This is a genomic window from Bradyrhizobium embrapense, from assembly GCF_001189235.2.
Classification (GTDB): Bacteria; Pseudomonadota; Alphaproteobacteria; order Rhizobiales; family Xanthobacteraceae; genus Bradyrhizobium; species Bradyrhizobium embrapense.
Genome location: NZ_LFIP02000003.1, coordinates 362,468 through 375,652 on the forward strand (window position 1 = coordinate 362,468; position 13,185 = coordinate 375,652).

Annotated in this window: 11 protein-coding genes; 9 read left to right on the forward strand and 2 right to left on the reverse strand. The window is 66.5% G+C overall.

The genetic code is table 11. The annotated features are described in order from the left end of the window. Nucleotides 1-28: 28 nt before the first annotated feature. Both AKN83_RS15755 and AKN83_RS15760 read right to left on the reverse strand, forming a co-directional pair. Nucleotides 29-253 (reverse strand): hypothetical protein, encoded by a 225-nt coding sequence (locus tag AKN83_RS15755; RefSeq protein WP_050403230.1) that lies wholly within the window; start codon nucleotides 251-253, stop codon nucleotides 29-31. A 107-nt stretch (nucleotides 254-360) separates the two neighbouring features. Continuing rightward, nucleotides 361-1,233 (reverse strand): N-acetylmuramoyl-L-alanine amidase, encoded by an 873-nt coding sequence (locus AKN83_RS15760; protein WP_050403231.1) that lies wholly within the window; start codon nucleotides 1,231-1,233, stop codon nucleotides 361-363. Between the two features lie 473 nt (nucleotides 1,234-1,706). On the opposite strand from AKN83_RS15760, the gene rsmH reads away from it, so the two are divergent. The 9 genes from rsmH (at nucleotide 1,707) to murG (ending at nucleotide 13,092) form a co-directional block, all read left to right on the forward strand. Then, nucleotides 1,707-2,702 (forward strand): 16S rRNA (cytosine(1402)-N(4))-methyltransferase RsmH, encoded by a 996-nt coding sequence (gene rsmH, locus AKN83_RS15765; RefSeq protein WP_050403232.1) that lies wholly within the window; start codon nucleotides 1,707-1,709, stop codon nucleotides 2,700-2,702. A 2-nt stretch (nucleotides 2,703-2,704) separates the two neighbouring features. Then, nucleotides 2,705-3,154: a cell division protein FtsL gene (gene ftsL / locus AKN83_RS15770; protein WP_050403233.1), complete on the forward strand. Its 450-nt coding sequence runs from the start codon at nucleotides 2,705-2,707 to the stop codon at nucleotides 3,152-3,154. Next, a complete protein-coding gene (locus AKN83_RS15775) occupies nucleotides 3,151-4,923 on the forward strand; it encodes a peptidoglycan D,D-transpeptidase FtsI family protein (protein ID WP_430641553.1) in 1,773 nt (590 codons plus the stop codon). Before ftsL ends, AKN83_RS15775 begins: the two co-directional genes overlap by 4 nt. 124 nt (nucleotides 4,924-5,047) lie before the next feature. Then, complete coding sequence (locus tag AKN83_RS15780) at nucleotides 5,048-6,529, forward strand: UDP-N-acetylmuramoyl-L-alanyl-D-glutamate--2,6-diaminopimelate ligase (protein ID WP_050403235.1); 1,482 nt, start codon at nucleotides 5,048-5,050, stop codon at nucleotides 6,527-6,529. Next, nucleotides 6,526-7,959: a UDP-N-acetylmuramoylalanyl-D-glutamyl-2,6-diaminopimelate--D-alanyl-D-alanine ligase gene (locus tag AKN83_RS15785; protein ID WP_050403236.1), complete on the forward strand. Its 1,434-nt coding sequence runs from the start codon at nucleotides 6,526-6,528 to the stop codon at nucleotides 7,957-7,959. Before AKN83_RS15780 ends, AKN83_RS15785 begins: the two co-directional genes overlap by 4 nt. A 10-nt stretch (nucleotides 7,960-7,969) precedes the next feature. Next, complete coding sequence (mraY, locus tag AKN83_RS15790; protein WP_050403237.1) at nucleotides 7,970-9,076, forward strand: phospho-N-acetylmuramoyl-pentapeptide-transferase; 1,107 nt, start codon at nucleotides 7,970-7,972, stop codon at nucleotides 9,074-9,076. An 8-nt stretch (nucleotides 9,077-9,084) separates the two neighbouring features. Continuing rightward, nucleotides 9,085-10,485 (forward strand): UDP-N-acetylmuramoyl-L-alanine--D-glutamate ligase, encoded by a 1,401-nt coding sequence (murD, locus tag AKN83_RS15795; protein ID WP_050403238.1) that lies wholly within the window; start codon nucleotides 9,085-9,087, stop codon nucleotides 10,483-10,485. 319 nt (nucleotides 10,486-10,804) lie between these two features. After that, nucleotides 10,805-11,956: a putative lipid II flippase FtsW gene (gene ftsW, locus AKN83_RS15800; protein WP_063695362.1), complete on the forward strand. Its 1,152-nt coding sequence runs from the start codon at nucleotides 10,805-10,807 to the stop codon at nucleotides 11,954-11,956. A gap of 35 nt (nucleotides 11,957-11,991) precedes the next feature. Beyond that, on the forward strand, nucleotides 11,992-13,092 hold the full coding sequence (gene murG / locus AKN83_RS15805) for an undecaprenyldiphospho-muramoylpentapeptide beta-N-acetylglucosaminyltransferase (protein ID WP_063695363.1): 1,101 nt from the start codon (nucleotides 11,992-11,994) through the stop codon (nucleotides 13,090-13,092). The last annotated feature ends 93 nt before the right edge of the window (nucleotides 13,093-13,185 follow it).

Genomic DNA, 13,185 nt, shown 5'->3' on the forward strand with positions numbered 1-13,185 from the left:
TCAGCGTGCCGCGCGGCGTCGGATCTGTTCAGTATCCTGTCTTGGCCTTGGCGCCGGCCGATTGCCCGGTCGTCGTTCCACTCGACATGCCGGTCGTGGTGCCGGGCGCCATCATCTTCTTCTGCGCATGATGGACCTTGTGGGTCTTGTGATGGGTCGACATGGACTTGTCCTGGGTCGACATCGCACCTGCGGCGACTGGAGCTGCGATGAGGCCGATGGCTGCAGCTCCGGTGATGAGTGCTTTGAACATGGACGAATCTCCACTCAGACCGCCCCAATGAAGAAGACGCCGGATGGCGAAAAGTTCCGTCTTGCGCGTGCGGATTTGGCTCGCAATGACGGAGGGGAGACGGAGCCTTACTTCGCCTTCGCCGCGACCTGCGCCGCAGCATCCGGCGGCAGCGTCTCGAGCAGCGCGTGTAGCGTCGCCATGGTGGAGCGGTCGGCGATCCCGTCGACGCGCTCGGGGCGGAAGTGACGCTGGAAGGCGGTGACGACCTCCATGGTCGGGCCGTCGAACTTGCCGTTGGTCGGGATGTTGTAGCCGTAGCGCCGGAACGCGGCCTGCATGCTGGAGACGGCATCGCTGATCGCACCGAGCTGCAGCGCGTCGCCGCGCACGATCGGCGCCGGCTGCACCCAATGCCCGACGCCGGAATTGGCCAGCGAGTGCCAGGGAAATTTCTCGCCGGGATCCTTCTTGCGCCCCGGAGCCACGTCGGAATGGCCGAGCACGCGATGCGAGACCACCTTGCGCCGAAGCATGATGCCGCGGCACAGTGCGATGACGGCCGCGATCTGGCGCAGCGGGAAGTCGGGATAGCCCCAATCGTGGCCACGATTGACGATCTCGACGCCGATCGAGCAGGAATTGATATCGTCCTCGCCGGCCCAGGCGGAGACGCCGGCGTGCCAGGCGCGCTTGCTCTCCGGCACGCATTGCACGATGCGGCCGTCCTCGAGCACGATGTAATGCGCCGAGACCTCGGTGCCGGCGGTGCAGAGCTGGGCGATCGCGCCCTCGACGTCGGGCATGCCGGTGTAGTGCAGCACGATCATGTCGGGCTGCCGGTTGTTGGCGCGGTCGCCGAAATTCACCGACGGGATCACGTCCGAGGCGATCGAGGAATCCGGGGTGAACGTCTGCACGTCGGCCACGCCCTTCGGAACAGGAAGGACGCGCTGACGCTTCGGATCAGCGTTGCCGGACGAGGACGAACCAGAAGCCATACGAATCACTCAAACCCGAACCAGGAGAACGCATTTTGACATATGGATAAGCAAATAGGCGTTTACTATTCCTTTACCGTGAGGGCCGCGCAGTCAGCCTGTGAGTTCCAGGGTTCTGCGCGCCGCACAACGATGTCCGGAGCAGGCGCCGAGGCTATCATTCGAATCCGCCTCAAAGGCGAGCGATTCCGCTAACCGATCATCAACGTTTTCTTAACGTTAAGTGCCGTTACTGAGAGGTGAAGTGCCGAACCGGTTTCGGGGGACGGCCAAGGTCCGCTGTTGCGCGAAATCCCATGGAAACCCACCCAATTCCGGTCGGATATCAGGATTTGCGGCCGAGGACGGGAGTTGGCGCTGACATCACGCAGCGGCCGTTTTGCCGGAACAACCAGCGCGAGGATTCGAGACGCAATGAGTCGGCGCGCAGCCAGCTTGCATGCCAGCAACGCGGCCCTCTCCGGGGGTGGCGCATGAGCGAGCGTGCGCCCCGTCACATTTCCGTGCTGGGCCGCGAGGCGGTCGCCTATCTCGATCCGCGCGCCGGCGGCATCTATGTCGACGCGACCTTCGGCGCCGGCGGCTACAGCCGCATGATCCTCGATGTCGCCGATACGCGCGTCATCGGCATCGACCGCGACCGCACCGCGATAACAGGCGGCTTCGATCTGGTCGACGGCTCGGACGGCCGGCTGACGCTGGTCGAGGATCGCTTCTCCAATCTCGCGGAGGTCTGCGCATCGCAGGGGGTGGATCAGGTCGACGGCGTCGTGATGGATGTCGGCGTCTCCTCGATGCAACTCGACCAGGCCGAGCGCGGATTCTCGTTCCGCCTCGGTGGCCCGCTCGACATGCGCATGGCGCGGAGCGGTCCGACCGCGGCCGATGTGATCGCCACCGCTTCCGAGAAGCAGCTCGCCGACATCATCTATATCTTCGGCGAGGAGCGCCATTCGCGCGCCGTCGCGCGCGCCATCGCCGCCGCGCGCAAGGACGCGCCGATCGCGACGACCGAGGCGCTCGCCGACATCGTCGGCAAGGTGGTGCGCGCCAAGCCGAACGAGATCCATCCGGCGACACGGACCTTTCAGGCGCTACGCATCTTCGTCAATGAGGAGCTCGATGAGCTCTACCTCGCGCTGGCTGCGGCCGAGCGCGTGCTGAAGCCGGGCGGCCGGCTCGCCGTGGTCTCGTTCCATTCGCTGGAAGACCGCATCGTCAAGAATTTCCTCAGTGAGCGCGGCAAGGTCTCCGGCGGCTCGCGGCATCTGCCCGAAGTGGCGCAATCGGCACCGAGCTTTCAGATCCTGACCAAGCGGCCGGTGACACCCAGTGACGCCGAGATATCAGCCAATCCACGCGCCCGCTCGGCCAAGCTGCGCGCGGCCGAACGCACCGCGGCGCCGGCGCATCCGGATGACGACCTGCCGTCATGGCCGCGCCTTGCCGACCTGAAACGGGGAGGGTGACGATGCGTCTCCTCCATCTCCTCGTCATCGGCATGCTAATCTTCGCGGCGTCCTATGTCTACCGCATCAAGATGGAATCGACTGCGCGGGTCGAGCGCGTGCTGCAGCTCAACGCCGAGATCCGCGAGCAGCGCAACGCGATCGCCGCCTTGCGTGCCGAATGGGCCAAGCTCGACGCGCCGCTCAGGCTGCAAGGGCTTGCCGAACGCCACTTGCCGCTGAAGCCGGTCAACGCCAACCAGTACGATTCCCTGAAGAACCTGCCCGAGCGGCCGCCGAGCTTCACGCGGCCCGGTTCGCGCGATCCGATCGGCGCGATGATCGACACCATCGAGGCCGCCGCCGCGCCCGACAGCACCACCGGATCGATTGGCAAGCCGGCGACCGATCAGCCGGCCGCCGACCAGCCCGCGCCCGACGAAACCGAGCAGGGCGGGGGAGATCAGCAATGACGGGACCTGCCATGACCGATCCGGCACCCGCCAACCAACCGGCCGGGAAATCCGCCGAACCCTGGCGCGCGCGGCTGGTCCGCTCGCTGCTGTACGGCAGCAATGTCGACCGTGCCGCGAAAGCGCGCGCGCGCGTCGGCCTTGCGATCCTTGCCTTCGCCGCCGTCTATTGCGTGCTGGCCGGACGTCTCGTGCTGTTCGCCGTGGGCGCCGACAGTCATGGTGCGCGACGCGCCGCCTCGCAGGATGCGATCGCAACCGCGAGGCCGGACATCACCGACCGCAACGGCGCGATTCTTGCGACCGACGTCAAGGCGCCGAGCTTGTTCGCCGAGCCGCGCCGCTTGATCGACAAGGACGAGGCGATCGAGCTCTTGACCGGAGCCTTGCCCGATCTCGACACCAGCGAGGTGCGCGACCGCCTGTCGTCGCGCAAGGGCTTCGTCTGGCTGAAGCGCGAGATCACGCCGAAGCAACAGAACGACATCCATCGCCTCGGCCTTCCCGGCGTCGGCTTCCTGCGCGAGAACAAGCGCGTCTATCCGACCGGCAACGAGGTCGCCCATCTGATCGGCCTCGTCAACATCGACAACCAGGGCATCGCCGGCATGGAAAAGTGGCTGGACAATAACGGTCTGGCCGACCTGCACCGCGCGGGCTTTGCCACCGACCGGCTGCAGAAGCCGGTGGAACTGTCGATCGACCTGCGGGTCGAGCACGCGCTGCGCGACGAGTTGATCAAGGCGAAGGAGAAGTTCAAGGCCAAGGCCGCCTCCGGCCTCGTCTCCAACGTGCGCACCGGCGAGATCGTGGCGATGGTGTCGCTGCCGGATTTCGATCCGAACAATCCGAAGGAGGCGCACGATCCTGATCGCATCAACCGCCTGACCACCGGCGTCTACGAGATGGGCTCGACCTTCAAGGCGTTCACGCTGGCGATGGCGCTGGATAGCGGCCGGTTCGATCTCAACTCGATGTGGGATGCGCGCGGCCCGCTGCACTACGGCAAGTTCGCGATCCATGACGATCACAACATGGGCCGCATGATCAACATGAAGGAGGTGTTCTACTATTCCTCCAACATCGGCGCCGGGCGCATTGCGCTGGCGATGGGCGTCGACGCGCACAAGGCCTTCCTGCGCAAGATGGGGCAGCTCGAGCGGCTGCGCACCGAATTGCCGGAGAGCGCCTCGCCGATCGTGCCGAAGAAGTGGGGCGAACTGAACACCGTCACCATCTCGTTCGGTCACGGCATCGCGGTGGCGCCGCTGCAGGCGGTGATGGGCATCGACGCGCTGGTCAACGGCGGCTACCTGATCCCGCCGACCTTCCTGAAACGCTCCGAGCAGGAGGCGATGGCGCTGGCCAAGCGCGTCATCAAGCCCGAGACCTCGGACAAGATGCGCTATCTGATGCGGCTCAATGCCGAGGTCGGCACCGCCAAGAAGGCCGACGTCAAGGGCTACTATATCGGCGGCAAGACCGGCACCGCGGAAAAGGTGATCAACGGCCGCTACGCCAAGAAGCGCGTGCTGAACGCCTTCACGGCGATCCTGCCCGCTGACAATCCGAAATACCAGCTGCTGATCATGCTCGACGAGCCGCAGCCCCTGAAGGAGACCTACGGTTTCATCACCTCGGGCTGGAATGCGGTGCCGACCGGCGGCAACGTGATCGCCCGAATTGCGCCGCTTTTGGGCGTTGAACCGCGCTTCGACCTGCCGCCGTCCGACCGCCTTATTCTTGCGGCATCCAGAACAACCCAGTAAGGCGTATATTCACAGCATGATCCGGACCGGAACGGCCGCGGTAGCGAAAAATGCGAAGCGGTTTTCCGGACCAGACCATGCTCAGACAACGGCGCCAGAACGGCGCCGGCCGGACTGGAAGATCATGAGACTTCGCGACCTCTTCAGCGCCGATGCCACGATCGATCCAGGAATCGACCCAAGGATCGATCCGAGTGCCGACGAGATCGTCGTCGGTGGCCTTGCGGTCGACAGCCGCGCGGTGAAGCCTGGCGACCTGTTCTTCGCGGTGGCCGGCAGCAAGACTGACGGTGCACGCTTCGTCGACGCGGCGATCGCCGCGGGCGCCGTCGCGGTCGCCGGCGACCATCGGCCCCAGCGCGCGCTTGGCGTGCCGTTCGTGATGACACCGAATCCGCGCCGCGCGCTGGCGCTCGCCGCGGCCATATTCTATCCGCGCCAGCCCGCAACGATTGCGGCGGTGACCGGCACCAGCGGCAAGACCTCGGTCGCGGCCTTTACGCGCCAGATCTGGCAACGGCTCGGTCACTCCTCCGCTAGCATCGGCACCATCGGCCTCGTCTCGGACAAGCGCACCGTCTATGGCTCGCTGACCACGCCCGACCCGATCGCGCTGCATCGCCAACTCGACGAGATCGCGCGTGACGGCGTCACCCATCTCGCCTTCGAGGCTTCCTCGCACGGTCTCGACCAGTATCGGCTCGACGGCGTGCGCATCGCAGCCGGCGGCTTCACCAATCTGTCGCGCGACCACATGGATTATCATCCCGACGTCGCACACTACCTCAATGCGAAGCTCCGCCTGTTCCGCGATCTCGTTGCGCCCGGCGGCGCGGCGGTGATCTCGGCCGATCACGACTGCTCGGCGCAAGTGATCGACGCGGCGCGGGCGAGGCGCCTGCGCATCATCGCGGTCGGCCGCAATGCCGACGCCGCCGAGGGCATCAAGCTCACCGATGCTGCAATCGAAGGCTTTGCCCAGAAGCTCGTGATCGAGCACCGCGGGCGTAAGCACGCGATCCGGCTGCCGCTGGTCGGCGAATTCCAGATCGAGAACGCGCTGGTCGCGGCTGGCCTTGCGATCGGCACCGGCAGCGCGACGGAAGACGTGTTCGGCTGCCTCGAACATCTCGAGGGCGCCAAGGGCCGGCTTGAATTCGTCGGCGAGCATAATGGTGCGCCGATCTTCGTCGACTACGCCCACAAGCCCGATGCGCTCGCCAAGGCTCTGCAGGCGCTGCGGCCCTATGCCAAGCGCAGGCTGGTCGTGATCTTCGGCGCCGGTGGCGACCGTGACGCCGGCAAGCGTCCGATCATGGGCGCGATCGCGGCCGAGAACGCCGATCACATCATCGTCACCGACGACAATCCGCGCAGCGAGAAGCCGGAGGCGATCCGCGCCGCGATCATGGCCACTGCAAAGGGCGCGCGCGAGATCGGCGACCGCGCTGCTGCGATTCGCGCCGGGATTGCCGGGCTCGAGCCCGGCGACGCGCTGGTCGTCGCCGGCAAGGGCCATGAAATCGGGCAGATCGTCGGCGGCACGACGCTGCCGTTCAGCGATCATGAGGCGGTTGCTGCCGCGCTAGCAGCGGAGGGCGCATGAGCACGATGTTGTGGACCTCGGATGCGATGGCGCAAGCGATGCGCGCGGCAACGCAAGGCGCATTGCCAAACGGCGTCACCGGTCTCTCGATCGACAGTCGCACCATCGCGCCGGGCGATGCCTATTTTGCCATCAAGGGCGACGTCCATGACGGCCATGCCTTCGTCGAGGCAGCGCTGAAGGCCGGCGCCGGGCTCGCCGTGGTCGAGACCGCGCAACGGGCAAAATTTCCCGCCGATGTGCCGTTGCTCGTGGTCGACGACGTGCTCGCCGGCCTCGTCGAACTTGCGCACGCCTCGCGCGCGCGGCTCAACGCGCGCATCATCGCGGTGACCGGCTCGGTCGGCAAGACCTCGACCAAGGAGGCGCTGCGCCGCGTGCTGTCGGCGCAAGGCGAGACCCATGCCTCGGTTGCCTCGTTCAACAATCACTGGGGCGTGCCGCTGTCGCTGGCGCGCTGCCCGGCGAGCGCGCGCTTTGCGGTGTTCGAGATCGGCATGAACCATGCCGGCGAGATCACGCCGCTGGTCAAGATGGTGCGGCCGCACGTCGCCGTCATCACCACGATCGAGCCGGTGCATCTGGAGTTCTTCGCCGGGATCGAGGCGATCGCTGACGCCAAGGCGGAGATATTCGCAGGGCTGGAGCCCAATGGCGCGGTGGTGCTCAACCGCGACAACGGGCAGTTCGCGCGGCTGCAGAAGCAGGCCAAGAAAGCCGGCATCTCGCGCATCGTCTCGTTCGGCGCCGACAAGCGTGCCGAGGCGCGGCTGATCGATCTCTCGCTGCATGCGACCTGTTCGGCGGTGCACGCCGACATTCTGGATCATGACATCACCTACAAGATCGGGATGCCCGGCCGGCACATGGCGATGAACTCGCTCGCGGTGCTCGCGGGCGCGTCGCTGCTCGGCGCCGATATCGCGCGCGCGGCGCTGTCGCTGTCGCAGCTCGAAGCGCCGTCCGGTCGCGGTCTTCGCCGCGCGCTCGAGGTCGGCCATGGCGAGGCGACGCTGATCGACGAGAGCTACAACGCCAACCCGGCCTCGATGGGCGCCGCGCTCAACGTGCTCGGCCAGGCCCAGACCGGGCCGCATGGCCGCCGCATCGCCGTGCTCGGCGACATGCTTGAGCTCGGGCCGACCGGGCCCGACCTGCACCGCGACCTGAACGAGGCCGTGACCGCCAACCGCATCGACCTCGTATATTGTTGTGGTCCGCTGATGCGGAATCTGTGGGATGCCCTTTCCCCGGGCAAGCGGGGAGGCTATGCCGAGAGTTCGGCGGCGCTCGAAGCGCAGGTGGTCGCCGCGGTCCGTGCCGGTGACGTGATCATGGTGAAGGGCTCGCTGGGATCGAAGATGAAGCTCATTGTCAGCGCGCTGGAAAAACGCTTCCCCGACAAGGCCGCGCACGAAGAAGCGGTATAGGACTTTTTGAATGTTCTACTGGTTGATCGAACTGTCCAACACCGTTCCGGGGTTTGGGCCATTCCGCAGCGCTCTGAACGTGTTCCGTTACATCACCTTCCGCACCGGCGGCGCGATGGTGACCGGTGCGCTGTTCGTGTTCCTGTTCGGGCCCTGGATCATCGATCATTTGCGGCTGCGGCAGGGCAAGGGCCAGCCGATCCGCACCGATGGCCCGCAATCGCACCTGATTTCCAAGAAGGGCACGCCCACCATGGGCGGGCTGATGATCCTGTCCGGGCTCGTGGTGTCGACGCTGCTCTGGGCCAATCCGCTCAATCCCTATGTCTGGATCGTGCTCGCGGTGACGCTCGGCTTTGGTTTCGTCGGCTTCTATGACGATTATCTCAAGGTCACAAAGCAGTCGCACAGCGGCTTCGCCGGCAAGCTGCGGCTTCTGATCGAGGCAGCGATCGGGCTCGCCGCCACCTACGCGCTGGTCCGGCTCGGCCGCGACGTGTCCTCGACCTCGCTTGTGATACCGTTCTTCAAGGACCTCGTGATCAATTTCGGCTGGTTCTTCGTGATCTTCGGCGCCTTCGTGATGGTCGGCGCCGGCAACGCGGTGAACCTGACTGACGGCCTCGACGGCCTCGCGATCGTGCCTGTCATGATCGCGGCCGCGAGCTTCGGCATGATCTCGTACCTGACCGGCAACGCGGTGTTCTCGGACTACCTGCAGATCAACTACGTCGCCGGCACCGGCGAACTGGCGGTGCTATGCGGCGCGGTGCTGGGCGCAGGTCTCGGCTTCCTCTGGTTCAACGCGCCGCCGGCCTCGATCTTCATGGGCGACACCGGCTCGCTCGCGCTCGGCGGCATGCTGGGTGCCACCGCCGTTGCGGTCAAGCACGAGATCGTGCTGGCCGTGATCGGCGGCCTGTTCGTGCTGGAGGCGGTCTCGGTCATCGTCCAGGTCACCTCGTTCAAGCTCACCGGCAAGCGCGTGTTTCGGATGGCGCCGCTGCACCATCATTTCGAGCAGAAGGGCTGGACCGAGCCGCAGATCGTGATCCGGTTCTGGATCATCTCGGTGATGCTGGCGCTCGCCGGCCTCTCGACCCTCAAGCTGCGCTGAGCGTCACCATGATCCCGGTCACCTCCTTCTCGGGCAAGACGGTCGCGGTGTTCGGGCTCGGCGGCTCCGGGCTCGCGAGCTGCCACGCGCTGAAGGCCGGTGGCGCGGAGGTGATCGCGGCCGACGACAGTGCCGACAACGTCGCCAAGGCGGCGCAGGCCGGCTTCACCACTGCCGATCTGCGCACCGTGTCGTGGGCGAATTTCGCCGCCCTGATCCTGACCCCCGGTGCGCCGCTGACGCATCCGGCGCCGCACTGGAGCGTGCTGAAGGCGCGCGAGGCCGGTGTCGAGGTGATCGGCGACGTCGAACTGTTCTGCCGCGAGCGGCGCCGTCATGCACCGAACGCGCCGTTCGTCGCCATCACCGGCACCAACGGCAAGTCGACCACGACGGCGTTGATCGCGCATCTGATGAAGGTCGCCGGCTACGACACCCAGATGGGCGGCAATATCGGCACCGCGATCCTGTCGCTGGAGCCGCCGCGGATGGGCCGCGTCCATGTCATCGAGATGTCGTCCTACCAGATCGACCTTGCGCCATCGCTCGATCCTTCGGTCGGTATCCTGATCAACATCAGTGAGGACCACATCGATCGCCACGGCACGCTGGAGCATTACGCGGCGGTCAAGGAGCGGCTGGTCGTTGGCGTGCAACAGGGCGGCACCGCGATCGTCGGCGTCGACGATGGCTGGTGCCGCGACATCGCCGACCGGCTCGATCGCGCCGGCAAGCGCGTGGTGCGCATCTCGGTAAAGAACCCGCTGCCCGACGGCCTCTATGTCGAGCACGAGACCATCGTGCGTGCCCAGGGTGCGGCGCGCAGCGAGGTCGCGCGTCTCGGCGGCATAGGCTCGCTGCGCGGCCTGCATAATGCGCAGAACGCGGCCTGCGCCTCGGCCTGTGCGCTGGCGATGGGGATTGCGACCGATGTGCTGCAGAACGCCCTGCGCAGCTTCCCGGGTCTGGCACATCGCATGGAGCAGGTCGGCCGTCGCGGCGACGTGCTGTTCGTCAACGACTCCAAGGGCACCAACGCGGATGCCGCCGCGCATGCGCTGTCGTCGTTCGCCGATATCTACTGGATCGCCGGCGGCAAGCCGAAGGCCGGTGGCATCACCGGTCTCACCGAATATTTCCCACGCATCCGCAAGGCCTATCTGATCGGCGAGGCGGCGGCCGAATTCTCCGGTACGCTCGGCGACCGCGTCCCGCATGAGATGTCCGGCACGCTCGACGTCGCGATCGCCAGCGCCGCGCGCGATGCCGAGGCGTCGGGACTGAGCGAAGCCGTCGTGCTGCTGTCGCCGGCCTGCGCCTCGTTCGACCAGTACCGCAATTTCGAAATCCGCGGCACCGCCTTCCGCGACATCGTCCAGGCGCTGCCCGGCATCAAGCCGGTGGTGTAGACACAAGTTCTCCGTCATTCGCCGGCGGGTGAAGACGCCGCATAAGCTGTCTGACGGTTGAATCAGAACTTGCACCGTCATGCTGAGGTGCGAGCGAAGCGAGCCTCGAAGCACGGCGGCACGGCTGGTGGCCGCGCATCCTTCGAGGCTCGCTGCGCTCGCGCCCTCAGGATGACTGGGTTGGCAGGGGGCAGGCGGCGGCGTTGAGCTTCAAAGCGACTTCCCAAAGCCCCTCCCTCAAAAGTTACCCAACCCGTTAACCCCTTGGAAACCATCCTGCGCCACGAATGAACGTTATCTCTGCCATCTGGGGACGCCCATGCTCGCCCGTGACCAACGCACCCCGTTCTCGGACTGGTGGTGGACCGTCGACAAGCTGCTGCTTGTGGCGATCGCCGCGTTGATGCTGGCCGGGGTCATCCTGTCGTTGGCGGCGAGCCCGCCGGTCGCGACCCGGATCGGGCTCGATCCGTTCCACTTCTTCAACCGCCACGTCATGTTCCTGGTGCCCTCGCTGATCGTGCTGATCGGCGTATCGTTCATGACGCCGCGGCAGATCCGACGCACTGCACTTGTGGTGTTCGTGCTGTCGATCGCGCTGATCGTGCTGACGCTGCTGGTCGGGCCCGAGGTCAAGGGCTCGCGGCGCTGGATCACGCTGCTCGGCGTCAACATCCAGGCCTCCGAAGCCGCCAAGCCCGCCTTCGTGATCGTCGCGGCCTGGCTGTTTGCGGAATCCACCAAACGGCCGGAGATGCCGGCGACGTCGATGGCGCTGGTGCTGCTGATGACGCTGGTGTCGCTCCTGGTGATGGAGCCCGACTTCGGACAGACCATGCTGATCACGACAGTCTGGGGCGCGCTGTTCTTCATCGCGGGCATGCGGATGATCTGGGTGTTCGGGCTCGCGGGCGCCGCCGGCGCCGGCCTGTTCGGCGCCTATCTCCTGGTGCCGCACGTCGCCGGCCGCATCAAGCGCTTCATGAATCCCGCTTCCGGCGATACCTTCCAGGTCGACACCGCGATGGAGGCGTTCTGGAACGGCGGCTGGTTCGGTCTCGGACCCGGTGAGGGAATTGCAAAACGCAGCCTGCCGGACAGCCACACCGACTTCGTGTTCGCGGTCGCGGCGGAAGAGTTCGGCATTATCCTCTGCTTGATGCTGGTCGCGCTGTTCGGCTTCATCGTGATCCGCACGCTGACGCGCGCCTACGCCACCGAGGACATGTTCTCGCGCTTCGCCGCGTCGGGGCTTGCGATCCTGTTCGGCGTGCAGGCGACCATCAACATGGCGGTCAATCTGCAACTGATCCCGGCCAAGGGCATGACGCTGCCGTTCATCTCCTATGGCGGCTCATCATTCGTGTCGCTCGCCTATGGCGTCGGCATGATGCTTGCGCTGACACGGCAGCGGCCGCGCACCGAGATCGAATCGATGGAAGGCGCCAGTGCCCGGCGCGCCTACGCGTAGGTGACTGTGACGGCGGCGTCGGTTAACTGGGAACCATGGACAACGCGCCCCTGATTCTGCTGGCGGCCGGCGGCACCGGCGGCCATTTATTCCCGGCCGAAGCGCTCGCCGTGGAACTGATCAGGCGTGGCCTGCGGGTGCGGCTGGCGACCGACGGCCGCGCGCTGCGCTATTCCGGCCTGTTCGGCCGGGAGAGTATCGAGCTGGTGCCGAGCGCGACCGTGCGCAGCCGCAACCCGGTCTCGCTCGCGCAAACCGTGCTGATGCTCGGCTACGGCACGCTGGTGGCCGCCAATGTGGTGCGCCGGCTGAAGCCCGCGGCCGTCGTCGGCTTCGGCGGTTACCCGACCCTGCCGCCGCTGATGGCCGCGCGGCTGCTCGGCGTGCCCGGCGTCATCCACGACGCCAATGCGGTGCTCGGCCGTGCCAATCGCTTCCTCTCCAGCCGCGTCAACGCGATCGCGACCTCGCTGCCGGGCGTGCTCGATCGCGATCCCGCGCTCGCCGGCAAGGCGACCACCGTCGGCACGCCGATGCGGCCGGCGATCCTCGCCGCCGCCGCGGTGAAATACACGCCGCCGGAGGTGAACGGGCCACTGCGCCTGCTCGTCGTCGGCGGCAGCCAGGGCGCGCGGGTGATGAGCGATATCGTGCCGCCGGCGATCGAGCAGCTCGATCCCGCGCTGTGGAGCCGCCTGATCATCACCCAGCAGGTGCGCGAAGAGGACATGGCGCGGGTGCGCGCGATCTACGACCGGCTCAAGATCAATGCCGAGCTGGCGCCGTTCTTCACGGATTTGCCGGCGCGGCTCGCCTCGAGCCAACTGGTGATCTCGCGTTCCGGCGCCGGCACCGTCGCCGAGCTTGCCGCGATCGGCCGGCCCTCGATCCTGGTGCCGCTGCCGGGCGCGATCGATCAGGACCAGTTCGCCAATGCCGGCGTGCTGTCGCAGGCCGGCGGCGCGCTGCGCATCGCGCAGAACGACTTCACGCCGGCGCGGCTCGCCGCCGAAATCTCGGCCTTCGCCGCCGAGCCCGCGAGATTGACTGCGATGGCGGAGGCCGCGCGCGGGGTCGGCCGGCTCGATGCCGCCGAGCGGCTGGCCGATCTGGTGGCAAAAGTGGCAGGAATTTAGGCGTTCGCGAGGAATTTTCGGCCATGGGGCGTTATGGCCGGGCTTGTCTCGGCTACCCGCGTCTTTCATAAGTCGATTGGACACAATGAGGCT